At 73.3% G+C, this 24173-nt stretch carries 21 protein-coding genes and 2 tRNA genes; 6 read left to right on the top strand and 17 right to left on the bottom strand.

What is annotated here, in order from left to right; genetic code table 11:
• Positions 1-43: 43 nt before the first annotated feature.
• A tRNA-Thr gene (locus EJG53_RS22555) sits at positions 44-116 on the bottom strand.
• A gap of 182 nt (positions 117-298) precedes the next feature.
• Between EJG53_RS22555 and EJG53_RS22550 the strand changes: the two genes are divergently transcribed.
• Together EJG53_RS22550 and EJG53_RS22545 are read left to right on the top strand one after the other, a co-directional pair.
• On the top strand, positions 299-1591 hold the full coding sequence (locus tag EJG53_RS22550) for an amidohydrolase family protein (RefSeq protein ID WP_125046310.1): 1293 nt from the start codon (positions 299-301) through the stop codon (positions 1589-1591).
• Positions 1592-1681: 90 nt separating this feature from the next.
• Positions 1682-2341, top strand: a complete 660-nt coding sequence (locus EJG53_RS22545) for an SDR family oxidoreductase (protein WP_125046309.1) — start codon at positions 1682-1684, stop codon at positions 2339-2341.
• Positions 2342-2482: 141 nt separating this feature from the next.
• On the opposite strand, the gene EJG53_RS22540 is transcribed toward EJG53_RS22545, so the two are convergent.
• A tRNA-Tyr gene (locus tag EJG53_RS22540) sits at positions 2483-2564 on the bottom strand.
• A gap of 193 nt (positions 2565-2757) precedes the next feature.
• On the opposite strand from EJG53_RS22540, the gene EJG53_RS22535 reads away from it, so the two are divergent.
• Both EJG53_RS22535 and EJG53_RS22530 read left to right on the top strand, forming a co-directional pair.
• Complete coding sequence (locus EJG53_RS22535; protein ID WP_031002987.1) at positions 2758-3246, top strand: YajQ family cyclic di-GMP-binding protein; 489 nt, start codon at positions 2758-2760, stop codon at positions 3244-3246.
• 611 nt (positions 3247-3857) lie between these two features.
• Complete coding sequence (locus tag EJG53_RS22530) at positions 3858-4595, top strand: antibiotic biosynthesis monooxygenase (protein ID WP_125046308.1); 738 nt, start codon at positions 3858-3860, stop codon at positions 4593-4595.
• Positions 4596-4679: 84 nt separating this feature from the next.
• On the opposite strand, the gene EJG53_RS22525 is transcribed toward EJG53_RS22530, so the two are convergent.
• From EJG53_RS22525 to EJG53_RS22450, 15 genes are all read right to left on the bottom strand, one after another.
• Positions 4680-5075 carry a YccF domain-containing protein gene (locus tag EJG53_RS22525; RefSeq protein ID WP_125046307.1) on the bottom strand — a complete coding sequence of 132 codons (396 nt, stop codon included), beginning with the start codon at positions 5073-5075 and terminating at the stop codon, positions 4680-4682.
• Between the two features lie 98 nt (positions 5076-5173).
• Positions 5174-6037: a zinc metalloprotease HtpX gene (htpX, locus tag EJG53_RS22520; protein WP_125046306.1), complete on the bottom strand. Its 864-nt coding sequence runs from the start codon at positions 6035-6037 to the stop codon at positions 5174-5176.
• 340 nt (positions 6038-6377) lie between these two features.
• Positions 6378-8072, bottom strand: coding sequence for an NADH-quinone oxidoreductase subunit N (locus EJG53_RS22515; RefSeq protein ID WP_125046305.1), 1695 nt, complete (start codon positions 8070-8072; stop codon positions 6378-6380).
• Complete coding sequence (locus EJG53_RS22510) at positions 8072-9688, bottom strand: complex I subunit 4 family protein (protein ID WP_125049528.1); 1617 nt, start codon at positions 9686-9688, stop codon at positions 8072-8074. The genes EJG53_RS22515 and EJG53_RS22510 overlap by 1 nt, the downstream gene beginning before the upstream one ends.
• Positions 9689-9705: 17 nt before the next feature.
• Positions 9706-11739: an NADH-quinone oxidoreductase subunit 5 family protein gene (locus EJG53_RS22505; protein ID WP_125046304.1), complete on the bottom strand. Its 2034-nt coding sequence runs from the start codon at positions 11737-11739 to the stop codon at positions 9706-9708.
• The gene (nuoK, locus tag EJG53_RS22500; protein WP_125046303.1) at positions 11736-12137 is read right to left on the bottom strand and encodes an NADH-quinone oxidoreductase subunit NuoK; all 402 of its coding nucleotides are present in this window, start codon (positions 12135-12137) and stop codon (positions 11736-11738) included. Before nuoK ends, EJG53_RS22505 begins: the two co-directional genes overlap by 4 nt.
• Positions 12137-12757, bottom strand: coding sequence for an NADH-quinone oxidoreductase subunit J family protein (locus tag EJG53_RS22495; protein ID WP_125046302.1), 621 nt, complete (start codon positions 12755-12757; stop codon positions 12137-12139). Before EJG53_RS22495 ends, nuoK begins: the two co-directional genes overlap by 1 nt.
• Positions 12754-13383, bottom strand: a complete 630-nt coding sequence (locus EJG53_RS22490; RefSeq protein ID WP_125046301.1) for a NuoI/complex I 23 kDa subunit family protein — start codon at positions 13381-13383, stop codon at positions 12754-12756. Before EJG53_RS22490 ends, EJG53_RS22495 begins: the two co-directional genes overlap by 4 nt.
• The gene (locus tag EJG53_RS22485) at positions 13383-14348 is read right to left on the bottom strand and encodes a complex I subunit 1/NuoH family protein (protein ID WP_031002976.1); all 966 of its coding nucleotides are present in this window, start codon (positions 14346-14348) and stop codon (positions 13383-13385) included. Before EJG53_RS22485 ends, EJG53_RS22490 begins: the two co-directional genes overlap by 1 nt.
• A complete protein-coding gene (locus EJG53_RS22480) occupies positions 14345-15592 on the bottom strand; it encodes an NADH-quinone oxidoreductase subunit C (protein WP_244955655.1) in 1248 nt (415 codons plus the stop codon). The genes EJG53_RS22485 and EJG53_RS22480 overlap by 4 nt, the downstream gene beginning before the upstream one ends.
• 143 nt (positions 15593-15735) lie before the next feature.
• Positions 15736-16455 (bottom strand): NADH-quinone oxidoreductase subunit B, encoded by a 720-nt coding sequence (locus EJG53_RS22475; RefSeq protein WP_244955283.1) that lies wholly within the window; start codon positions 16453-16455, stop codon positions 15736-15738.
• Complete coding sequence (locus EJG53_RS22470; RefSeq protein WP_031002969.1) at positions 16446-16847, bottom strand: NADH-quinone oxidoreductase subunit A; 402 nt, start codon at positions 16845-16847, stop codon at positions 16446-16448. Before EJG53_RS22470 ends, EJG53_RS22475 begins: the two co-directional genes overlap by 10 nt.
• Positions 16848-17035: 188 nt before the next feature.
• Positions 17036-18256, bottom strand: a complete 1221-nt coding sequence (locus EJG53_RS22465) for a hypothetical protein (RefSeq protein ID WP_244955282.1) — start codon at positions 18254-18256, stop codon at positions 17036-17038.
• A 230-nt stretch (positions 18257-18486) separates the two neighbouring features.
• Positions 18487-19914 (bottom strand): EsaB/YukD family protein, encoded by a 1428-nt coding sequence (locus EJG53_RS22455; RefSeq protein WP_125046298.1) that lies wholly within the window; start codon positions 19912-19914, stop codon positions 18487-18489.
• A 189-nt stretch (positions 19915-20103) separates the two neighbouring features.
• A complete protein-coding gene (locus EJG53_RS22450; protein ID WP_244955281.1) occupies positions 20104-20757 on the bottom strand; it encodes an RDD family protein in 654 nt (217 codons plus the stop codon).
• A 150-nt stretch (positions 20758-20907) separates the two neighbouring features.
• Between EJG53_RS22450 and EJG53_RS22445 the strand changes: the two genes are divergently transcribed.
• Together EJG53_RS22445 and EJG53_RS22440 are read left to right on the top strand one after the other, a co-directional pair.
• Positions 20908-22311: a sensor histidine kinase gene (locus EJG53_RS22445; RefSeq protein WP_125046297.1), complete on the top strand. Its 1404-nt coding sequence runs from the start codon at positions 20908-20910 to the stop codon at positions 22309-22311.
• A gap of 251 nt (positions 22312-22562) precedes the next feature.
• Entirely contained in the window at positions 22563-23885 is a 1323-nt protein-coding gene (locus EJG53_RS22440) for a sensor histidine kinase (RefSeq protein ID WP_125046296.1), read from the top strand.
• Positions 23886-24173: the final 288 nt, after the last annotated feature.

Raw genomic sequence — 24173 nt, 5'->3', positions numbered from 1 at the left:
TGCGAGTGGACCCCGCCCGAAGGCGGGATACCTCACACATCAGAGCCCCAATACGGAATCGAACCGTAGACCTTCTCCTTACCATGGAGACGCTCTGCCGACTGAGCTATTGGGGCGAGCGATGAAGACATTACACGGCCTGCCGCCAAAGGTGAAATCCGTATCCGGAGCCCCGCCCCGGCCGCCCCCCGCACCACACCGGTACGACTATTTCGCGCCTCCGTGAAGCTCCCCGGAGCGCCCCCTAGGCTCGGACCACGCTGCGTGATCTTGCACGCCCGGTCCTTCGAGGAGCGCGATGTCCGACAGCAGTCAGCCGCAGCCGGGGCCCGAGAAGGCCACGGGCAGCGACGGCACGGGCGCCGCGGCAGGCACCCTGGTGCTCTGCGACGCCCGGCTCGCCGACGGCCGCGTGGTGGACGTACGGCTCAGCGGCGGGCGCATCGAGGCGGTCGGTACGGCGGGCAGCCTCGCCCCGCACGGCTCCCGCGTCGACCTCGGCGGCTACCTGCTGCTCCCGGCCCCCGCCGAGCCGCACGCGCACTGCGACACCGCGCTGACCGCCGACGCCCCCGGCCCCGTCGCCGGCACGCTCGAAGACGTGCAGCGCCGCACCACCGAGGCGGCCCTCCTGCAACTCGGCCACGGCGCGACGGCCCTGCGCACCCACGTACGGATCGGCGACGTCCAGGGGCTGCGATCGCTGGAGGCCGTCCTCCAGGCGGGCCGGTCGCTGCGCGGGCTCGCCGAGCTGACCGCGGTCGCGGTGCCGCGGATACTCACCGGGGTGGCCGGCGCGGACGGCCTGGCCATGCTGCGGGACGCCCTCAAGATGGGCGCCGCGGTCGTCGGCGGCTGCCCGGACCTCGACCCCGACCCCGCCGGATACGCCGAGACCGTCCTGGAGCTGGCGAACGAGCACGGCTGCGCGGTGGACCTGCACACCGACGGCGACGACCCCGCGCGCCTCGCCCGGTTCGCCGCGATGGCGGGCGGGCTGCGGCCCGGGGTGACCCTCGGGCCGTGCGCGGGCCTGTCGGCGCTGCCGCCGGAGGTGGCGGCGCGCACCGCCGAGCAGCTCGCGGCGGCCGGCGTGACGGTCGTCTGCCTGCCGCAGGGCGGCTGTGCGGCCCTGGAACGGCAGGGCGGCGGGCTGCCGGGGCACGGCGGGGCCGCGGGCGGCCGAGGGCCCCGTTCCGCGCCCGTACGGCTGCTGCGCGCGGCCGGCGTACGGGTGGCGGCGGGCAGCGGCGCTCTGCGCGACGCGGCGAACCCGGTGGGCCGCGGCGACCCCCTGGAGGCGGCGTACCTGCTGGCCTCCCTGGGCGAGGCCGGCCCCGAGGCCGCCTACGGGGCGGTCAGCACCGCCGCCCGCGCCACTCTGGGCCTCCCGGAGGTCCGCGTCGAAGCGGGCTTCCCCGCCGAGCTGCTGGCCGTACGGGGCGAGAGCCTCGCCGGGGTGCTGTCGCTCGCGTACAGCCGGATCGTCGTGCACCGGGGACGCGTGGTGGCCCGGACGAGCGCGGTGCGCGAGTACTGCGACTCGGCGGCGGTGGTGGCGCTGGAGCTGCCGCGGCAGTCACAGCGCTGAGCTGCTGAGCTGAGGGGCAGGGGCACCCGATCCGGCTCCGGCCGCCCGGGCTGCCGCGCCGGACCGGGTGACAGGCGTACGGTCGGGATCATGCGCATTGTCATCGCAGGTGGACATGGTCAGATCGCGCTGCGGCTGGAGCGGCTGCTCGCCGGGCGCGGGGACGAGGTGGCGGGCATCGTCCGGCGGCCCGAACAGGCCGGGGACTTGCTGTCCGCCGGGGCCGAACCGGTCGTCTGCGACCTGGAGACGGCCACCGTCGCAGACGTCGCCCGGCACCTCGAGGGCGCGGACGCGGCGGTCTTCGCGGCGGGCGCCGGGCCGGGCAGCGGCATCGAACGCAAGGAGACGGTGGACCGCGGCGCCGCGTCCCTCTTCGCGGACGCTGCGGAGGCGGCCGGCGTACGGCGCTTCGTCGTCGTGTCGTCGATGGGCGCCGACAAGGAGCCCCCGGCTGGCACCGACGAGGTGTTCGCCGCGTATCTGCGCGCCAAGGGCGCCGCGGACGCCGACGTACGCGCCCGGCCCGGCCTGGACTGGACGATCCTGCGGCCGGGCCGCCTCACGGACGACCCGGGCACCGGCCTGGTCCGGCTGGCCGAGTCGACCGGCCGCGCCGAGATTCCCCGGGACGACGTGGCGGCCGTACTGGCCGCCCTCCTGGACGAGCCGCGCACGATCGGCCGCACGCTGGAGCTGATCGGCGGCGACACTCCCGTCGAGGAGGCCGTCCGGGCGGTCGTGGGCTGACCGTGCCGGCCGGGGTCCCGTCTACGCGCGGCGCGCGGCGGGGCCTCGGCCGGTCCCGCGTACGGCGGGTGTCCGGCAAGCGGGTCCGGCAAGCGAAAAGGCCCTGATCCGTTCACACGGATCAGGGCCTTTTCGGACCTGTGGCGGCGCCAGGATTCGAACCTGGGAAGGCTGAGCCGGCAGATTTACAGTCTGCTCCCTTTGGCCGCTCGGGCACACCGCCATGGGTTTCGCTGCCGGGAGATCCGCCGGTGTGGCGTCGCTCCGTGGCAACGACGTAAACCATACCCGATGGCCGGGGGTGGTCCGCCACTCGGTTCGTCCCGGACCGATCATGCTCGGGGTGACTAGGCTTGCGTAGCGGTCCCAGGCGGGCCGTACCCCTGACGGATCTATGCATGAGGAGCCAACTCAAGATGGCCGACTCCAGTTTCGACATCGTCTCGAAGGTCGAGCGGCAGGAGGTCGACAACGCCCTCAACCAGGCCGCCAAGGAGATCTCGCAGCGCTACGACTTCAAGGGCGTGGGCGCGTCGATCGAGTGGTCGGGCGAGAAGATCGAGATGCGGGCCAACGCCGAGGAGCGGGTGAAGGCTGTCCTCGACATCTTCCAGTCCAAGCTGATCAAGCGCGGGATCTCGCTGAAGGCGCTGGACGCGGGCGAGCCGCAGGCGTCCGGCAAGGAGTACAAGATCTTCGCCTCCCTCCAGGAGGGCATCTCTCAGGAGAACGCGAAGAAGGTCGCCAAGATCATCCGCGACGAGGGCCCGAAGGGCGTCAAGGCGCAGGTGCAGGGCGACGAGCTGCGCGTCAGCTCGAAGAGCCGGGACGACCTCCAGGCCGTGCAGCAGCTCCTGAAGGGCAAGGACCTGGACTTCGCGCTGCAGTTCGTGAACTACCGGTAGTCGTCGGCGTTCTGCCGGTGCGTCCGGCGGCGGACACGACCGGGGGCGCGGCACCGAGAAACGTCTCGGCGCCGCGCCCCCGTCGCGTCGCCTACGCCGGGCCGTCGGTACGCGTACCGGTGTCCGGCCACCGGGTGCGCCGGCGGCGCGTGACGAGGACCGTGACCCACGCGAGAACGGCGGCCGTGGCGGCTACGGCGAGCGCGTTCGCGGGGCCGGGGCCGGGGGCCGGCCCCGCCGGGCGGATCGATCTCACCGGGCGGGGCGGTACCCGTGACCTCCACCTTGATCGGCGCGGCGTTGTTCGCGGGGCCGGGATCTCCCTGCGCGGGCTCGCCCACCGAGAGCCGCCCTTCCGCGCCTTCGACCCGCCGGTCGATCCGGACGCGCAGCGTGATGAAGTGGTGCCACATGTCGCGGCAGAGGTGCCCGTCCCGGTCGTCACGTCCGCAGAAGAACTCCTCGGACGCGGTTCCCTCCCGTTCGTCCCGCGACAGCGAGGCCGAGGCGAGGCGCGGTTCACCACATCGAAGCGGACACCCTCGCACGTCGTTCGATTTTCGCGATCAGGCGCTTGACCTCAAGTTTGCTTGAGGTCAGAGGCTGTTCGCATGACTTCGAAAACGGAAACCCCGCAGACCTCGCACGCCCACCCCACCGCACCGGGCGGCGTCCCGGCCCCGGACGGCTTCCGGGCGGACACCCTCCCCGACATCCGGCGGGCCGGCGTCGGCACCGTACTGATCAGCGAATGGGACGCGGGAACCCCCGAGCGGCAGCAGGCCATGGCCGAGGGTGCCGCGCTGGCGCTGCGGGCGGCACCGCTGCCGGACGGGCTGGTCTCGCAGGTCTACCTCACCGGTACGGACGGCCGGACCGTACTCGGCTTCGGGCAGTGGGCGGACGGGGAGGACGGTCGCGCCGGGGCCTCCCGGGCGGTCGTCGAGGCGGGCGGGGCGCGGCGCTACCGCTACTACCGCAGCCTGCTGCCGGAGGGCGAACAGCCGGAGCCGGGGTGCGTGGTGGCCGTCTCGTTCGGGACGACGGGGCATGAGGCCGCGCGGCAGCTCGTCGACGGCCTGCTGGACCTGCTGGGCGAGATGCAGCCGGGCTCGGCCGAGACCTCGCGGACCGGGTCCGGCGGGATCTCCTCGAACTTCCACATCAGCGAGGACGGCACCCGGGTCTTCAACTACAGCGAGTGGACGGACGAGGCCGCGCACCAGCGGACGGTCGAGACGTCGCTCCAGCAGGGCGGCGCGGTGATGAACCTCATCGCGAGCATCCCGGGCGTCACCCCGCTCGGATTCAAGCGGTACGTGACGCCTCGGGGGCTCGTACGTACGTGACGCCTCAAGGGCTCGGGCGGCGGCCGGCAGGACGGTCCGGGGCCGCTCCAAGGCCCCCGAAGGCGCCCGGCAGGCGCTCCCGGCTCAGTAGCGCCCGGCGAAGGGCTGGTCCGTCGGGACGATCTCGCGGCCGAGCGGCAGCAGGGAGATCGGGATCATCTTGAAGTTGGCGATGCCGAACGGGATGCCGATGATCGTCACGCACTGCAGGGCGCCCGTGACGATGTGGCCCAGCGCGAGCCACCAGCCCGCGAAGACGACCCAGACGACGTTGCCGACGACCGAGCCGGCGCCCGCGTCGCGCCGCTCCACCGTCGTCCGGCCGAAGGGCCACAGCGCATAGCCCGCGATGCGGAACGAGGCGATGCCGAAGGGGATCGTGACGATCAGGATGCAGCAGATGACGCCTGCGACGACGTAGCCGATGGCCATCCACAAGCCGCTCAGGATCAGCCAGATGACGTTGAGGATGAGCTTCATGGTCGGCAACCTTCCGTGCACCCGTGTGGTGCGGTGGTGGTGTTTTCCTCCAGGGAGACGCGGCGGCGGTCGGAAACAGTTGCGGCCGGGGGCCGATGTCAGGACTGACGGCCCGCCATCTGTTCGAGGCGGGTGATGCGCTCGCGCATCGGCGGGTGGGTCGAGAAGAGCTTGGTCAGGCCGTCACCGGGCCGGAACGGGTTGGCGATCATCATGTGGCTGGCCGTCTCCAGCCGTGGTTCGGCCGGCAGCGGGAGCTGCTGGGTGCCCGCCTCCAGCTTGCGGAGCGCGGAGGCCAGGGCGAGCGGGTCGCCGGTGAGCTGGGCGCCGGAAGCGTCGGCCTGGTACTCGCGGGAGCGGCTGACGGCCAACTGGATGAGGGAGGCCGCCACCGGCCCGAGGATCATGATCAGGAGCATCCCCAGGATGCCGGGGCCCTCGTCGTCGTCGGAGCGGCCTATGGGAATCAGCCAGGCGAAGTTGACCAGGAACATCACCACCGAGGCCAGGGCTCCGGCCACGGACGAGATGAGGATGTCGCGGTTGTAGACGTGGCTGAGTTCGTGGCCGATGACGCCGCGCAGTTCGCGTTCGTCCAGGAGGTGCAGGATGCCTTCCGTGCAGCAGACGGCGGCGTTGCGCGGGTTGCGGCCGGTGGCGAAGGCGTTGGGGGCCTGGGTCGGGGAGATGTAGAGGCGGGGCATGGGCTGGCGCGCGGCCGTGGAGAGCTCGCGGACCATGCGGTAGAGCTGTGGGGCCTGGAACTCGCTGACCGGGCGGGCGCGCATCGCCCGCAGAGCGAGTTTGTCGCTGTTCCAGTACGCGTAGGCGTTGGTGCCGAGGGCCACGAGGACCGCGATGATCAGGCCCGTACGGCCGAAGAATCCGCCGATGACGATGATGAGTGCGGACAGTCCCCCGAGGAGTACGGCGGTCTTGAGCCCGTTGTGCCTGCGGTGCACGGTACGCCCTCCAGGTGGTGCGGCAGGGGAACCCTTTGCTGACGTTTCCTCCACTTTTCAGTGGACCCTTTCTGTCTGGTCAACGCCAGATGGAGGGCGCTAGTTCCCTTGTGCATGCGCGGACGGCGTACGGCCGTGCGAGTGAGCCCGCGCACGGGTGCGTTTCGCGCGCCCGTTCGGGGGTGATCGCAGGCGGGCGCATTCCGGCCAGCAGGCGGCCGGGGAGCCGTGCGCGAGTGGCCGAAGATCGCGGGCGGCGGGCAGGAGAACGGCCGGCCGACGGCTGGGCCGGCCTCGGACCGCGATCAGAAGTGGCGCCGGGTATCCCCGCGCGGCGCGCTCAGAGGAGCGCGCCGGAGGCGAACCGGAGGACGAGCTGCGGCGCGCCGGACAGGACGATGCCCAGGACGGCGGCGAGGGCGATCGCGGCGGCCAGCGGGGCCGGGACCTTGGCCTTGGGAAGCCCGGCCGGTCCGGCCGCCCCGGGAGGCCGCGTACGGGCCCCCTCGGGCCCTTCGCCGTCCGCTCCGGCTCCGCGGCCCGGCTCGGACCCGGCCTCGGCGCCAGAACCGGCACCGGCACCAGCCCGGGCACCCGCCTTCACCCGCGCCCCAGCCGCAACCTCCGCCTCGACCGCCTCCTCCGCGTCAGCCGTCTCCCCCGCCGTACGGAAGAGCACCGCCGTCCACTGGAGGTAGTAGTAGAGCGCGATCACCACATTGACGGCCATGACCACCGCGAGCCAGGCCAGCCCCGCGTCGACGGCGGCCGAGAAGACCGTGACCTTGGCGAACAGGCCGATGATGCCGGGCGGCAGACCCGCGAGGCAGAGCAGGAAGAAGCCGAGGGCCAGCGCGGCCAGCGGGCGGCGCGCGACGAGGCCGCGGTAGTCGCTGATGCGGTTGGCGGGGCTCGTACGGGCCACCAGGGCGGCGACCCCGAAGGCGCCGAGGTTCACGGCCGCGTACATCAGGGCGTACGCGACGGTCGCGCCGATGGCGTGCGCCGCGTCGTCGGCGTACCCGGCGGCGGCGATCGGCACCAGGAGGTAGCCCGCCTGGCCCACCGAGGACCAGGCGAGCAGGCGTACCGCGCTGTGCGCCCGCTCCGGGGCCTGGCGCTGCGCGGCGACATTGCCGACGGTCATGGTGAGGGCGGCCAGGACGGCGACGGCCGGGCCCCAGACGTCCGCGTACGAGGGGAAGCCCTCGACCGTGACCAGGATGAGGCCCGAGAAGCCGACGGCCTTGCCGATGACGGACAGGTAGGCGGCGATCGGCAGCGGCGCGCCCACATAGGTGTCGGGCACCCAGAAGTGGAACGGCACCGCGGCGGTCTTGAAGGCGAAGCCGACGAGGGTCAGGGCGACGCCCGCCGTGGCCAGGGTGGCCAGTTGCGGGTCGGGCAGGTCCGTGAGGGCGGTGGCGACGCGGGACAGGTGCAGGCTGCCGGTCGCCGCGTAGACGAAGCTGACGCCCAGGAGCATGACCGCGGTGGCCGCCACCGAGGACAGGAAGAACTTCAGGGCCGCCTCCGAGGAGAGGCGGTTCCCGCGCTTGAGCCCCACGAGGGCGAAGGCGGGCAGCGAGGCAACTTCGAGGGCGATGACGAGGGTCGCCAGGTCCCGGGAGGCGGGCAGCAGGGCCGCGCCCGCCGCGGAGGACAGCAGCAGGAACCAGAACTCACCCGCGGGCAGGCGGTGGTCCTCGACGGCGCTGACCGACAGCAGGGCGGTGAGCAGCGCGCCGGCCAGCACCAGGAACTGGATGACGACGGCGAAGTGGTCGGCGGCGTAGCTGCACACGCCCGGGTCCGTGGTCAGGCAGAAGGTACGGCGGTCCCCCGCCACCAGGGGGAGGAGCGAGAGCGCGGCCAGCGCGAGGCCGCCGATCGCGCACCATCCGAGGAGCGGCTTGCGGTGCCGCGGGACGAAGAGGTCGGCGACCAGGACGGCCAGGGCGACGACGGCGGTGACGGTGGGCGGTGCGACGGCGACCCAGTCGACGGACTGGACCAGGGAGGTCACGGAACTCATCACTTACCGCCTCCGAGGAGCTGCTGGACGGCCGGGTCGGTGAGGCCGAGGAGGGCCGCGGGCCACAGGCCGGCGAGGACGGTGAGCACGGCGAGGGGGGACCAGGCCGCGTATTCGTAGCGGGCCAGGTCGGGGACGACGGGGGCGGCACGGGTGGCGCCGGACTCCTCGGAGCCCGCGGTCCCGAGGGCTTCGGCCCCGCCGTCTTCCGCCGGCTCCTTGGCCCCCATGCACACCCGCCGTACGACGATCAGCAGGTACGCGGCGGTGAGGAGCGTGCCGAGGCCGGCCAGCGCCATGAAGGTGAGGAACGCGGGGCGGCTGAGGCCGGCGGCGGGCCGGAAGGCGCCGAACATGGCCAGCATCTCGCCCCAGAACCCGGCGAGCCCGGGCAGGCCGAGGGAGGCGATGGCGCCGAACGCCAGCAGGCCGCCGAAGCGCGGTGCGCGCCCGTACAGGGCCGCGCCGGTGCGGCCCGCGAGCTGGTCCAGGTCGGTGGTGCCGTACCGGTCCTTGAGGGCGCCGACCAGGAAGAAGAGGAGGCCGGTGATCAGGCCGTGCGCGATGTTGGCGAACAGCGCGCCGTTGACGCCGGTCGGTGTCATGGTCGCGATGCCGAGCAGGACGAAGCCCATGTGGCCGACGGAGCTGTACGCGATCAGGCGCTTGAGGTCGCCCTTGGCGCCGCGCCGGGCGAGCGCCAGGCAGGCGAGCGAGCCGTAGACGATGCCGACGGCGGCGAAGGCGGCGAGGTACGGGGCGAAGGTGTGCATGCCGTCCGGCGCGATGGGCAGCGCGATGCGGACGAAGCCGTACGTGCCCATCTTCAGCAGGACGCCGGCCAGGAGCACCGAGCCGACGGTGGGGGCGGCGGTGTGCGCGTCGGGCAGCCAACTGTGCAGGGGCCACATCGGTGCCTTGACGGCCAGTCCGATGCCGATCGCGAGCACCGCGAGGAGCTGGACGGTGTGGCTGAGCTGGGAGTTCGGGCCGTTGTCAGTGGCGAGTGCCACCATGTCGAACGTGCCGGACTTCAGGCCGACGAGGAGCAGGCCCAGCAGCATCACGACCGAGCCGAGGAGGGTGTAGAGGATGAACTTCCACGCCGCGTACGTCCGTTGCGCACCGCCCCACCGGGCGATGAGGAAGTACATCGGGATGAGGACCGTCTCGAAGGCGAGGAAGAACAGCACGAGGTCCAGGACGGCGAAGGTGGCGAGGGTGCCGGCCTCCAGGACCAGGAGCAGGGCCACGAACGCCTTCGGGGACGGGCCCGCGGGCAGGTGGAAGTAGCTGTAGAGCGCGCAGAGGAAGGTCAGCAGCGCGGTCAGGACGAGGAGGGGGAGCGAGATGCCGTCGATGCCGAGATGGATCCGGATGCCGAGTGCCTGGATCCAACTGATGTCGGTGGTGGCCTGCATCCGGGCCGGGTGGTCGTGGTCGAAGCCGACGGCCAGCGCGACGGCCGCGGCCAGGACGACACCGGTCACGGTCACGCCGTGGCGCAGTACGGCCTGGTCGGGGTCGCGGCCCTTGAGACCGGGCGGGGCGGGGAGCAGGGCGGCGACCGCGCCCAGCAGGGGGAGGACGACGACGGCCGCGAGGAGAAGCTGCATAGCGGTGTGATTCACGGTCAGGCTCCCGTGCCCGTAGCGACGAGGACGACGGCGACGGCCAGGACGAGCGAGCCCGCGAGCAGCGCGCCCAGGTAGGTCTGCACATTGCCGGTCTGGGCGCGGCGGACGGCGGCTCCCAGCCAGCGGGAGGCGGTGCCCGCGCCGTGGACGTACGTGTCGACGACCTCGCGGTCGAGGAAGCGCACGAGCCGGGCGGCGGCCCGCACCGGCCGCACGAACAGGGCGGTGTAGAGGGCGTCGAGGTGGAAGCCGACGGCGGCGGGACGGTGCAGCGGTCCCAGCAGGAGCCGGCCGGGGTCGGCGGGGTCCGGGGCGCCGGCGTTGTCGCCGTAGGCCGCGGCGTGGGTGGCGATGGCGCGCTCCTCGGAGTCCGCGGGGGCGGCGTCCGGGTCCACGGCGACCGCGCCGAGCGGGACGCGCGCCGCGAGAGCGGTGGTGTGCCGCCAGGCACCGTAGGTGACCAGGGCGCCGACGAGGGCGACGCCGGTGCCCAGGACGGAGGTGGTCAGGGTCGGGGTCAGCGAGCGGCCGTCGAACCAGTCGGGCAGGACGGGGGTGGCGAGGCCCAGCGCGAGGGTGGGGACGAACAGCACCCACAGCACGGCGTTCATGACGACCGGCTGCCTGCCGTGGTCGGGGGCGGGTTCCGGGCCCTTGCCGTGGAAGGCCAGCAGCCACAGCCGGGTCGCGTATCCGGCGGTGAGGAGGGCGGTGAGCAGGCCGGCGATCAGGACGGTCCAGCCGGCCGCCGTGGGGACGGCGGCGAGCGTGCCGGAGGCCGTCGCGTGGCCGGTGGCGGCGTGTTCGGCGGCGCCCAGGACGGCTTCCTTGGAGAAGAAGCCGGCGAACGGGGGGATGGCGGCCAGGGCGAGCAGCGCGACCGTCATCGTCCAGTAGGCGTCGGGGATGCGCCGGGCCAGGCCGCGCATCCGTGACATGGCGGCCAGCGAGTTGGTGCCGGCGGCGTGGATGACCACACCGGCGGCGAGGAAGAGCAGGGCCTTGAACGCGCCGTGCGACAGGAGGTGGAAGACGGCGGCGCCGCGGTCACCGACGGCCAGGGCGCCGGTCATGTAGCCGAGCTGGCCGACCGTCGAATAGGCCAGGACGCGTTTGATGTCGTCCTGCGCCAGGGCCGCGAGACCGGAGCCGACCATGGTCACCGCGGCCATGACGGCGAGCACGACCATCGCGGCGGCGGACGCCGCGAAGACGGGGAGGAGACGGGCGACGAAGTAGACACCGGCGGCGACCATGGTGGCCGCGTGGATGAGGGCCGAGACCGGGGTCGGGCCGGCCATCGCGTCGGGCAGCCAGGTGTGCAGCGGGAACTGCGCGGACTTGCCCGCGACACCGGCCAGGAGCAGCAGCGCGATGAGCGTCGGGTGGTCCAGTCCGCCGACGGCCACGGTCTTGAGGATGCCGGTGATGCGGAACGTACCGGCGTCGGCGGCGAGCGCGAAGATGCCGAAGAGGAAGGGGACGTCGCCCAGCTTGGTGACGAGGAACGCCTTGAGGGAGGCGGAGCGGGCGGCTTCGGTCTCCCAGTAGTGGCCGACCAGGAAGTACGAGCAGATGCCCATGATCTCCCAGCCGACCAGCAGCACCATCAGGTCGCCGGAGTAGACGACCAGCAGCATCGCGGCGGTGAAGAGGGAGACCAGGGCGGCGTAGGAGGGGTAGCGCGGGTCGTCGCGCAGGTAGCCGGTCGAGTAGATCTGCACGCAGCAGGCGACGACGGCCACGAGGACGGCGACGAGGGCGGCGAAGCCGTCGATGTGCAGGGCGAGGTCGACGGGGACCGAGCCGGTCGGGGTGAGCCGGGTCGCGGCGTCCACCGGGGCCTTCCCGGCACCGGCGCCACCGCCCTGGGAGACGGCCACCACGACGGCCAGGGCGGCCGCGGCGACGGTCGGCAGGATGGCCAGCGGGCGCACGAAGCCGGGCGCCCGGCGGCCGAGGAGGAGGCCCGCGAGGGCGCCGAGGAAGGGAAGGAGGGGTACGAGTACGGCGGTGGTCGTGGTCGTCACGCGGCGGCCTCCGCCCGGTGGTCCGGCCGCGGCCGGCCGGCGGCACCGTCCGCGCCGCCGGTGGTGTCGTCGTTCGGGTCGCTGCCGTCCGGGCGCTCGGCGAGGTCGCGGAGGCGGTCCACGTCGGAGCTGCCGCGGTTGCGGTACACGAGCAGGACGATCGCCAGGCCGATGCCGATCTCGGCGGCGGCCACGGCGATGGTGAAGAGGGTGAGGGCCTGGCCGGCGTGCAGCTTGTCGCGCAGCCAGACGTCGAAGGCCACCAGGTTCAGGTTGACGGCGTTGAGCATCAGCTCGACCGACATCAGGACGAGGATCGCGTTGCGGCGGGCGAGGACGCCGTACAGGCCGACGCAGAACAGGAGGACGGCGAGGACGGCGGGATAGGCGAGATGCATCAGCCTCGGTCCTCTCGGGTGCGTGCGGGGTCGCGGGGTCGCGCGCGGTCGGCGGTCCGCGTCCGGTCTCCGGCCTGCCCCCGGTCGTCGTTCTTGCGGGAGAGCACGATCGCGCCGACGAGGGCGGCGAGAAGGAGGACGGAGAGCGCTTCGAACGGCAGCACCCAGTACTGGAACAGGCTGCGCCCGGAGGCTTCGGTGGAGCCCTGGACCGTGCCGTCCAGGTCGATCCAGGTCGTACGGAACGCGTCCACGACGACCCAGACCAGCGCGGCGGCGGAGGCGGCGGCCACGGCGATCGCGGCCCAGCGGTTGCCCGAGTCGGCGTTCTCGGAGCGGCCGATGGGCGCCTTGGTGAGCATCAGTCCGAACAGGAGGAGCACGACGACGGACCCGACGTAGATCAGGACCTGCACCCAGGCGATGAACTCCGCGGTCAGCAGCAGGTACTCCACGGCGATACCGCCGAGGGCGACCACCAGCCACAGGGCGGCGTGCACCAACTGTTTGGTGGTGACGGTGACCACGGCCGCGCCGAGGGTGACGAGGCCGACCAGGAGGAAGGCGATCTCGACCCCGGTCGGGGAGAGGAAACCGTGGCTTGCGGCGGCGAGCGTCACGCTTCCCCCTCCTGTTCCTGGGCGGTGTTCGGGGCTGCTTCCCCGGCCGCCTGCTGCGCGGCCTGCCGTTCGGCCGCTTCCTGCGCGGCGAGCTTGTCGGCGGCCTTGCGGGCCGCGGCGATCTCCTTGGGCTCCTCGGCCGCGGGGTCGAGGGCGGGCGGCTCCGGGACCGTCCACATCCATTCGCGGAGTTTGTCCCGCTCGTGGGTGAGGTTGTGGATGTCGGTCTCGGCGTACTCGAACTCCGGCGACCAGAACAGCGCGTCGAACGGACACACCTCGATGCAGATACCGCAGTACATGCAGAGGGAGAAGTCGATGGCGAAGCGGTCCAGGACGTTACGGCTGCGCTCGCGGCCGCCGGGCGCGGCGGGCGGCACCGTCTCCTTGTGGGAGTCGATGTAGATGCACCAGTCCGGGCATTCGCGCGCACACAGCATGCAGACCGTGCAGTTCTCCTCGAACAGCCCGATCACACCTCGGGTGCGCGGGGCCAGTTCGGGCTGGACGTCCGGGTACTGCTCGGTGACCGAACGCTTCGTCATCGTACGGAGGGTCACGGCCAGCCCCTTGGCGAGGCCGCTGCCGGGCCGGCCGGACTTCTTCGCCGGATTCTCCGGTGCCATTACGAGATCACCACCTTGACGACGCCGGTGAGGGCGATCTGGGCGAGGGCCAGTGGGATCAGCACCGTCCAGGCCAGCTTCTGCAACTGGTCCTCACGCAGCCGCGGGTAGCTGACCCGCAGCCAGATCACGCCGAAGGCGAGGACCGCGGTCTTCAGCAGCGTCCACAGCCAGCCGAGCCCGTCGGCGCCGAACGGTCCGTGCCAGCCGCCGAGGAAGAGGACGGAGGTCAGGGCGCACAGGACGAGGATGCCCGCGTACTCGGCGAGCAGGAACAGCGCGAAGCGCAGCCCGGTGTACTCGGTGTACGCACCGAAGATGATCTCGGAGTCGGCGACCGGCATGTCGAACGGCGGCCGCTGCAGTTCGGCCAGCCCCGCCGTGAAGAAGACCAGGCCGCCGACGATCTGCCAGGGCACCCACCACCAGTGGAAGGCGTCCAGGATGCCGGGCAGCGAGAGCGTTCCGGCGGCCATCGCGACGGACGCCGCGGCGAGCAGCATCGGCAGCTCGTACGCGAGCAACTGGGCGGCCGTACGCAACCCGCCGAGCAGCGAGAACTTGTTGGCCGACGCCCAGCCCGCCATCAGCGAGCCCAGGACGCCGACGCCCATCACGGCGAGGACGAAGAAGATGCCCGCGTCCAGCGACTGCCCGACCGCGTTGTCCGGGCCGAGCGGGATGGCGACCAGCACGAGCAGGTACGGCAGGAGCGCGACGGCGGGCGCGAGCTGGAAGATCCGCCGGTCGGCACCGGCCGGGACGACGTCCTCCTTCTGCGCGAACTTCACCCCGTCGGCGACCAACTGCGCCCAGCCGTGGAAGCCACCCGCGTACATGGGGCCGAGGCGGCCCTGCATATGGGCCATGACCTTGTGCTCGGTCTGGCCGATGACCAGCGGGAAGACCAGGAAGGCGACGAAGACGGCGATCAGGCGCAGGGCGATGTCGAGGGCGTCGCTCATGGTCTGGTCCCGCCTTCTTCCGCTGCGTCGATGGGGCCGGTGCCGGTGCCGTCACCAGTGGTGGTGGCGGGGGGCTCGGGGGTGTCTTCGGAGGCGGGTTTCTCCGGGGAGGCGGGTTTCTGTTCGGGGGCGGGGTGTTCTTCGGAGGCGGGGGCGGGCTCGGCCTCGGTTTCGGGCGCGGCCTCAGGGGCGGGTGCGGGCGCGGCTTCGGGCGCACGCTTCTCACCGGTCTTCGGCTCGTCCTCGAACGCGGGGCGGGCGTGGTGCCACGGGGCGTCGGAGGAGCCGGTGGCGGCGGGCGCCGGGCCGGATGCCTTGCCGGTCGCCGGGCCGGATGCCTCGTCGGACGCCTTGTCGGACGGCTGTCCGGCCTGCTGGGCGGCCGTCTGCTGGCTGGCCGAGCCCTGGCTGGCGCTGCGCGTCCGGCGGGCAGGGCGTTCCGGCCGGGCGGCCGGGGCCGAATCCGGGGCCGAGGTCGAAGCCGGAGCGGCCGCCGGGGACGCGGCGGAGGCCCCCGCGTCCGTGGCCGGTGTCCGCGCGCTGTCCGCGGCGCTCTGCTGGCTCGCCGAGCCCGCACCCGCCGTACGCGTACGGCGGGCAGGCCGCTCCCCCGCGGCTCCGGCAGCCGCACGGGCCCCACCGGCCGCACGCGCACCACGCGCGGGCCGGGCCGGAGCAGGCGGAAGCTGGCCCTTCAGCGGCCCCCACTCGTTCGGGTCGGGCACGCCGGGCGGCAGCATCTGGCGGCGCTTGGGCCCGCCGTGCTCGGACTCGCCCGGCTCCTTCGCGCCCGGCCACGCCTTGGCGACCCGCGCGGCGAGCACGAAGTCCTTGCGCAGCGGGTGGCCCTCGAAGTTCTCGGGGAGCAGCAGGGGTTTCAGGTACGGGTGGCCGGTGAAGTCCACGCCGAACATCTCGTGCGTCTCGCGCTCGTGCCAGCCCGCACCCGCGTACACCTCGGTGGCGGTGGGCAGGACGGCCGCCTCGTGCGGGACGGTGGTGCGCAGCACCAGGCGTCGTACCCGGCCGGGCCGGGCGATGTCGGCGAGGTGGGCGCAGACGCGGAAGCCGGTGCCGGGCTCGTCGACGGCGCTCAGCCAGTCGAAGTAGCTGCACCCGAGGTCGTCGCGGGCGACGGTGAGCGCCGGGATCCAGGCGTCGGCGGGTACGTCGACGGTCAGCAGGTCGTACGCCTCGTCGGCGGTCGCGCCGGGGCCGAAGAGGTCGGCGGCGGAACCGGGCAGCCACCCGACGGGCGGCTCGGGCGGCGCCTCGGCCGGCTCGGCGGTCCCGGTCGGCCCGGCCGGCGACTCGGCGGTCCCGGCCGACGGCCCGTCGGCTTCGGCGGGCGTCTCCTCGGCCGGCGGGACCGGAGGCTGTTCGTCGCTCACTGGTCCCCCGCTCCCTGCGGCTTACCGCCGCCGGTGTCGGTTTCGTCTCCGGACGTCTTGGCCCCGGGCCCCGCCTCGGCCTCCGCCCCCGGCGCAGGCGGCGTCACCAGCCCGCTGCGCAGCGCGGCAGCCGACGGCGCGGCGCCGTTGCCCGCCGCCCCGTACCGCTCGCCCAGCGACTCGCGGGCGATCTTCTCCTGGAGCTTGAGAATGCCCTGGAGCAGCGCCTCGGGCCGGGGCGGGCAGCCCGGTACGTACACGTCGACGGGGATGATCTGGTCGACGCCCTTGGTGACCGCGTACGAGTCCCAGTAGGGCCCGCCGCAGTTCGAGCAGGCGCCGAAGGAGATGACGTACTTCGGCTCCGGCATCTGCTCGTACAGCCGCTTGACCGCGGGCGCCATCTTGTCCGTCACCGTGCCGGAGACGATCATGAGATCCGCCTGCCGGGGGCCCGGCGCGAACGGGATCACGCCCAGCCGGATGAAGTCGTGCCGCGCCATGGACGCGGCGATGAACTCGATCGCGCAGCAGGCGAGCCCGAAGTTGAAGACCCACAGGCTGTAACGGCGGCCCCAGTTCAGGACCACCTTCATGGGTTCGGGAGCCAGCCGGGCGAGCGGGCCCAGCCGGCGTCGTTCGACGGTGCCGCCGGCGGACACGACGGGCAGTTCGGTGCCCGTCGCGGTGGCCGGCCTCGCGTTCGTCACGTCCATTCCAGGACGCCCTTCTTCCATGCGTAGAGCAGGCCGACGGCGAGGAAGCCGAGGAAGATGAACATCTCCACCAGCGTGACGCCGCCGAAACCGGGGGCGGCGAAGACCGTCGCCCAGGGGAACAGGAAGATCGAGTCGACGGCGAAGATCACGTAGAGGAAGGCGTAGACGTAGTAGCGGACCTGGGTGTGTGCCCAGCCCTCGCCCACCGGGTCCACGCCGCATTCGTAGGTGAGCAGTTTCTCCGGGGTGGGCACCACGGGCCGCAGCAGCCGCCCGGCACCGAAGGCCACGGCCACGAAGAGCACGCCGATCACGGCGATGAGCCCGACGACCGAGTACCCCTGGAAATAGTCCGCGGCAAGGCTGGTGCGTACGGTCGCGTCCGGCACGTCCGCCCTCGCTCCCTGACTGCTCTTGTTCAACGACTTCGACGATCTGTACGCACGGGAGTCTAGGCCCTGGCCCGCCCCAGGTGAGCAGTCGCGTCACCTGGCGGACAGCTATGGCCCGTCTTCGCCCCACCTGGCCCCTGCGCCTAGGACCCCTCGCAGGTCCCGGCAGCCCCGCGCGCGGCGGCTCAGCCTTCGCGTGCGCCCTCGCGCTGCCTGCCGCCCGGCCCGCGCGAGACCGCACGGTCCATCACCTCGGCGGCCAGCCGCGCCGCCGCCTCCCGCGTCCGCTCGCCCAGCAGCTCCGTACGGACGGCACCGCCGCCCGCCAGATGCCGGTCGTACGGCAGCGGAAGCACCGCCGCGCCGCCCGCCCCCAGGTGCTCGACGGCCTTGCGTACGTCGATGCCCCCGTCGGGCGACGTGTGGTTGAGCACGACGACGGCGGTCGGCAGCAGCCCGCGGTGCACCCCGCCCATCCACTCCAGCACGGACTTGGTCGCCCGTACGCCCTCCACGGTCGCCGGCGTCACCAGGACGCGCGCCTGAGTGGTGACCAGCGCGGTACGCGCCACCTCGGCCGGCAGCGTCTCGCAGTCCACGACCGTGGTCGCGAAGTGGCGGCGCAGGGAGGTCATGACGATGCGGTACGTGTCGAGGTCCAGCCGCGCGCCGATCGAGCCCTGACTGCCGGGCAGCAGCCAGCCGCCGCCCGTGAACGGCAAGAGATAACCGGTCAGGTCGGTGATCAGCATGGACGGGTCGACGATCTGCGCCAGATCGGTACCGGACCAGCGCACCTCCCGCACGCCCAGCCGGTGCGGCAGCGTGCCCAGCGCCGGGTCGGCCTCCACCGCGAGCACCGGGTCCGAGCGGTAGTGCGCGTACGTGAGGGCCAGCAGCGCGGCGACCGTGGACTTGCCCGCACCGCCGCGGATGCTGGAGACAGCCAACTGGCGGCCGGTGGTCACGGGCTGCTGGATGGCGTGCGCGGCGCGCGTGACGGCCTCGGTCTCGGCCGCCGCCGAGGAGGCGAACACCCGCCGCAGCGCCCGCCCGGCCCTACGGGCGACGGTCTCGCCGTGCCGGGGCTTGGCCTGCACACCGTCGAGCTCGGGCGGGAGGACGGGGACGGAGACGGGGGTGGGCGTGAGGGCGGAGGACGAGTGGTGCGGCTGATGTATTTGCGGGTGCACACCTGATGCGGGGATGACCGGGCCCGCCGGTATGACGGGCGCGGGTACGGGTGCGGGTACGGCTCCACCCCCGGGCAACGGCGCGACCACCGGCGCGGGCGCCGCAGGCGCGCCACCGTGCGCCCCGGCGGGAGCCGTCGGCGCCGCCCCGCTGTTGACGGCGCCGCCTCCCGGCACGCCCCCACCACTCGCCCCCGGCGCATACCCAGGCATCGGCGGCACCACCGGCCCCGGCTGCCCCGACGGCCCTCCCTGCCCCGTCCGGCCTGCCTGTCCCGCCTGCCCCGTCTCCCCCGCACCCCATTGCCCCGGCTGCCCTGACTGCCCCGTCTGTCCCGACATGAACCCTCCGCCGCCCCTTCTGGTCGGACTGATCGCTCCGGCCGACCGTCGCGGCCGATCATTTTCGTCGACCGGCCGGTCCTTGGCGGCCGGCCGGCTGGTCAGAACATGTCCGGCAGACCGCCGTACACCCCGAGCGCCCCGAGGACGACCGGAATCAGCGCCACCACGCTCACCGATTCGACGACGTTCATCAGGTGCCGCACCCGCAGCCGTACGTGCTCCGGCGGCCGTACCGCGAGGGCGGCCAGCGGCAGCACTGCCAACAGGCACAGCACGGTCAGCGCGGCAGCCGGGTTCCCGCCGTCGGACCCCCACAGCAGGACGAGCCGTACGCAGACCGCCGCACCGGCCAGCAGCAGCGCCATGACCTCCAGGACCAGCGGGTAGGCCCGCGCCCGTGAGAACAGCACGACGCTCAGCAGCAGCGCGACCGCCACCGTCCAGCCGTCCGCCGTTCCGGACGCGTCCCCGGTGCCGCTGACGGCCAGCACCCCGGCCGCCCCGGCCGATCCGGCCGTCGTGACGGCGGCCAGGGTGAGTCCGCGGTGCGTGGCACCCAAGGCCGCCGCGGCCCGGTACCTGCTGACCGGCGCGCCTCCGGAGTGGCGGTCGTCCAGGCGCGTCAGCCCGGCCGACGCCAGCGCGAGCCGCGGCAGATATCCCAGTACGAGGACCGAGACCACGCCCAGCACGGCACCGGTACGGGCCGGGTCGGCGACCGCCAGCCCGACGGCCCACGCGCCGGCCGCGACCGCGACGGCCGCCGCTCCGACGAGTCCGCCCCGCCCCAGGCCCGTACAGAGCCCGAGCAGCGCCAGTACGGCCGCCACCGTCAGCCCGGCAGCGGCCAGGCGCGGGGCGCCGTCCGGCGTCGCGCCCCAGGAGGCGAACACGCCGAGCGTTCCGCCTACCAGGAGCAGCGCGGTAGCCGTCGCCTTCCGGGGGAGCAGGAGGCCGGCCGCCGCACCGGCTCCGGCCGCGGCCACCGCGGCCAGGCCGAGCCACAGAGCGGCCCGGTCCAGCCCGTACCGGTCGCCTGCGAACACGCCGACGACGACCGTGAGCAGCACGGCGGCCACGACCGCCGCCCCTGTCCGGCTCTCCTCGTCCCACTGCCGGACGTACCCGCCACGGTCGTCGCGGCCCTCGTGGCCGCCACCGCTGCCATCCCTGCCGTGGCCACCGTGTTCGTCACGCCCGTCCCGGCCACCCGCCGTCTCGCCGACCACGCCCCGCCCGGCCGGGACTTCGGCCGCACCGTGCTCCCGTACCAGTCGCACGACGGACCCGTCCGCCACGTTCGCAGAAGCAAGCGTCTCGCTCCGCGCGAGCACGGCTCCGCCCGCCGTCACCAGACGGCACGTCGGCGGTTCGTGTGCCGCCCGGTCACCGGCCGCCCGCAGGATCTCGGGCAGCAGCGCGCCGATCGGCTCGTGCGCGGGCAGCACAAGGTCGACCCGTCGCCGTTCGCCCGCCAGCACCAGCCGTCGCAGCGTCACCCGCTGTCCGGCCTCAGCGTTCACCATGCCGACCACGCCCCCGTACTAGAACCGGAACCCACCCCACCGCACCGCGACACGATACGACTCGCCTCCCCCGCCCCGGAACCGCCTGCCCCCGACCGTCTGTCCCGGCCGCACCCCGGGTGTCCGCCCTCGGGCCGACAGCCTCCGGGCCGCCCGGCCGCTACCGGTCCAGCAGCTCCTGACCTGCGACTATCCGCGCTTGACCACCACGGTGCCGGCCACCTTGTCGTGCAAGCACTGCCGGAACGGCTCGTCCCAGCAGCACCACAGCACGTTGATCAGACCCAGGAACGGCACGAATCCCATCGGGATCACCACGGCCCAACGCCCCAGCGCCTGCCCGAAGGTCAGTGCCGACCCGTCGCTCAGCCGGGCGATCCGCAGGCCGCAGATCTGCTTGCCGAACGTGCCGCCGTACTTCCAGTTCATGAACGGCTCGTAGAGCAGCACCGCGACGACGCCGACGATCCCGGCCAGGGCCGTCGGTATGCCCACTCCGGCACCGCGCGGCAGCAGGGCCTGGACGATGCCGACCACCACGAAGATGACGACGATCGCGACGGCCTGGAAGACCCCGTCCAGCGCGCGTGCCCCGAGCCGCGCCCCCTGGCCCGCCAGCATGCCTATGGGCGGTCCGCCCGCCTGCGGGGTTCCGTACGGGTACCCCTGCTGTCCTGGCGCGCCGTATCCAGGTGCTCCGTAACCAGGTGCCTGGCCCTGTCCCTGGCCCTGTCCGTACGCCTCGTAGGGCGGCTGCTGCCCGTAGGGCGGTTGTTGTCCGTTCGGTGCCTGCTGTCCGTAGGGCGGCTGCTGCCCGTACGGTCCCTGCTGGTGCTCACTCATGTCGGAGATCCAAGCTGCCGTGTCCGCCTTCGCACAAGCCGCGCCCGTCGTGACCGCCGCGGTCCGGGGCGTCGGGGTGAGGAAAACCCCACCTTCGGTCACCGACGTCCCCCATGGTCGGCACGGGTGGTGACCGGCAAGCTAGGGCGTATGACCGCACCTTCCGCTCACGACCGACGCCACGATCACCTCTCCGGAGGGACCGCACCGGCGCCGGGCGCCTTCGGTCACGGCCACCGTCCCGACGGTGGCGATCCCCTGCCGCCGCCCCGGGCCGCGCTGTCCGCCACGACCTGGCGGGAAGTCGTCCACCTCCTGACCGACCTCCCGTTGGGCGTCCTGGCCTTCGCCGTACTGACCGTCTGGCTGGTGGCGGGCATCGGGCTGTCCGTCACCGTCGTGGGGCTGCCGCTGCTCGCGGTGGGGCTCCTGGTGTGCCGTCAGTACGGGAAGCTGGAGCGCGCCCGCGCACGGCGCCTGCTGGGCGTACGGGTGGACGAGCCCAGCCCGCTGCACACCGCGGGGAACGGTTTCTTCGCCTGGCTGTGGATGCGCCTGAAGGACCCGGTCGGGTGGCGGCACGCGCTGTACGCGTTCATCCGGCTGCCCTGGTCGATCCTGACCTTCCCGCTGACGATCGCCTCGTTCTTCCTGCTCTGGCCCGCGCTGCCCTGGATCGCGCGCGGACTGTCCAACGTGGACCGGATGATGGTGCGCGGCCTGCTGTCGCCCTCCGACGAACTGGAGCGGCGGATCGCCGAGCTGAAGTCGGACCGCGCGACGGTCTCCGACACCGCCGCCGCCGACCTGCGCCGGATCGAACGTGACCTGCACGACGGGGCGCAGGCCCGGCTCGTGGCCCTGGCCATGGGCCTCGGTCTGGCCAAGGAGAAGCTGCTGGAGGACCCGGACGCGGCGGCCCAGATGGTCGACGAGGCGCACGGCGAGGTGAAGCTCGCCCTTCAGGAGCTGCGCGACCTCGCGCGCGGCATCCACCCGGCGATCCTCACCGACCGCGGGCTGGGCCCGGCCCTCACCTCGCTGGCGGGTCGCTGCACGGTTCCGGTCACGGTGGAGGTGGACGTGGCGCAGCGGCCCGCGCCGGCGATCGAGGGCATCGCCTACTTCACCGTCTCGGAGCTGCTGCAGAACGTCGCGAAGCACAGTGGCGCGCGGGCGGCGCGGGTGGAGCTCTGGCGCGCCCAGGACCGGCTGCTGATCCAGGTTCAGGACGACGGTCGGGGCGGTGCGCGGCTGGACGGCGGCAGCGGGATGGCCGGGCTCGCGGAACGGCTGGGTTCGGTGGACGGCGTGTTCGTCCTCGATTCGCCGGTCGGCGGGCCGACGCGGGTGACGGCCGAGCTGCCGTGGCGGGGCCGGGCGGGGGACGAGGACGGTCGCCAGGGCGCGGGCAAGGGCGCGCGGGCCGGAGCGGGAGCGGCGGCGCGCGGTGGCGGGAAGGCGCGCGGGCGGGACAAGGGGCAGCGGGGCGAGCGGAAACGGGGCGAGGGAGAGCGGGCAGGCCGGCGGAACGGCGTGGGCGCCGGCGGCTGACTACGCGGCCCGTGCGGGCTCCGTACGGCCTCCGTACGGGCTGCGGGGGCGGGGCGGGGGTGGGGAAAACCCCAGGGTGAAGACTGCGCTTTCCCTCATGGTGCGGACGGCGGCGAGCGCGGAGGCTTGAGGTAGTCGGAAGAGCCGGATGCAGCGGGTCTGACGGCGCGGCAGCGGCTGGACGCTGCCGGAGGCGTACAACGGCGCCGGCAGCAGGCCGACCCGGACCTGGCAGAACGGACGACGAGACCATGGACACCGCCTACCGCCCCCCCTCCCCCGCACCGGCGACCTCGCGTGTGCCCGTCGCCCTGCGCGCCCCGTTCGCGGGCCGTACCTGGCGGGAGTTCCTCTACCTCCTCCTGAGCCTCCCGGTCGCCTGCGTGATGTTCAGCTACGCCGTCGCCATGGTCTCGGTCGGCGCGGGCCTGCTGATCACGTTCCTGGGGATACCGGTGCTCGCGGGCGCGCTGATCGGCTGCCGAGGGCTCGGAAATCTGGAGCGGGTCCGGGCGCGTGCGCTGCTGGATCTGGACGTGGAGCACCCGGAGCCGGTGCGCCCCGCCAAGCCGGGGATGATGAGCTGGGTCTGCGCGGTGCTCAAGAGCGGTGTCTCCTGGCGCCATCTCCTGTACTCGATACTCCACTTCCCGTGGGCGGTCTTCGCCTTCGTCTTCGCGGTGACGTTCTGGTCGGTGGCCTGGTCCCTGCTCCTCTACCCGCTGTGGCAGTGGACGTTCCCCGCCTACCTCGACCAGCCGGGCATCCAGCTCTGGGGCAACGGCCGGGGAGACGGCATCTACCTGGACTCCCCGCCCGGCATGGCGATAGCCAGCGGCCTCGGCCTGCTGCTGGTCCTGGCCGGACCGTGGCTGATACGCGGCCTGACGCACGTGGACCGCGTCCTGGTCCACGGGCTGCTCGGCCCCTCCCTGCTCGCCACGCGCGTCTCGGAGCTGGAGACGGACCGCGGGGTGGTCGTGGACACCGCCGCCGCCGACCTGCGGCGCATCGAGCGGGACCTGCACGACGGCGCGCAGGCCCGGCTGGTGTCGCTGGCGATGGACCTGGGCCTGGCGAAGGAGAAGCTGGCGCAGGACCCGGAGGCCGCCGCGAAGATGGTGGACGAGGCACACGGCGAGGTGAAGATCGCCCTCCAGGAGCTGCGCGACCTCGCGCGCGGCATCCACCCGGCGATCCTGACCGACCGCGGGCTGGGCCCGGCCCTGTCGGCCCTCTCCGCCCGCTGCACGGTGCCGGTCAAGGTCTCCGTGGACCTGGACCACCGCCCCGCCGCGGCCATCGAGGGCATCGCCTACTTCACCGTCTCCGAACTGCTCCAGAACGTCTCCAAGCACGCCCGGGCGGCCGGCGCCTCCGTGGACGTGTGGCGGGTGGCGGACCGGCTCATGGTGCTCGTCTCGGACGACGGGCAGGGCGGCGCGAGCACGGAGACCGGCAGCGGGCTGGCGGGCCTGGCCGAGCGGCTCAGCGCGGTCGACGGCCTCCTGGTCGTCGACTCTCCTCCGGGCGGCCCGACCAACATCACGGCAGACCTCCCCTGGCGCGCCTGACCCGGCCGCCCGGACCAGACCGGGCCGGGCCGACCGTTCCACCCGCCCGCGCCCGGTCCACCTGAGTGGTCCGGGCGGTTCGGTCGGGCACGGACGGTGCGGGCGGTTCGGGCGGCCCAGCAGCCCGGGCGGTCCGGGCGGCCCAGTCGGCCCAGCAACCCGGTCGGCACGAGCGGCCCAGCAACCCGGTCGGCACGAGCGGCCCAGCAGCTCGAGCGGCACGAGCGGCCCAGCAGCCCGGACCGCAACTCGCCCCAACCTCCAACCGCTCCCTCTCCCCCTCCCGTC

The sequence above is a fragment of the Streptomyces chrestomyceticus JCM 4735 genome (genome assembly GCF_003865135.1).
GTDB lineage: Bacteria > Actinomycetota > Actinomycetes > Streptomycetales > Streptomycetaceae > Streptomyces > Streptomyces chrestomyceticus.
The sequence above is the reverse complement of the archived record's forward strand: the minus strand, read 5'-3'. Positions and strand labels throughout refer to the sequence as shown.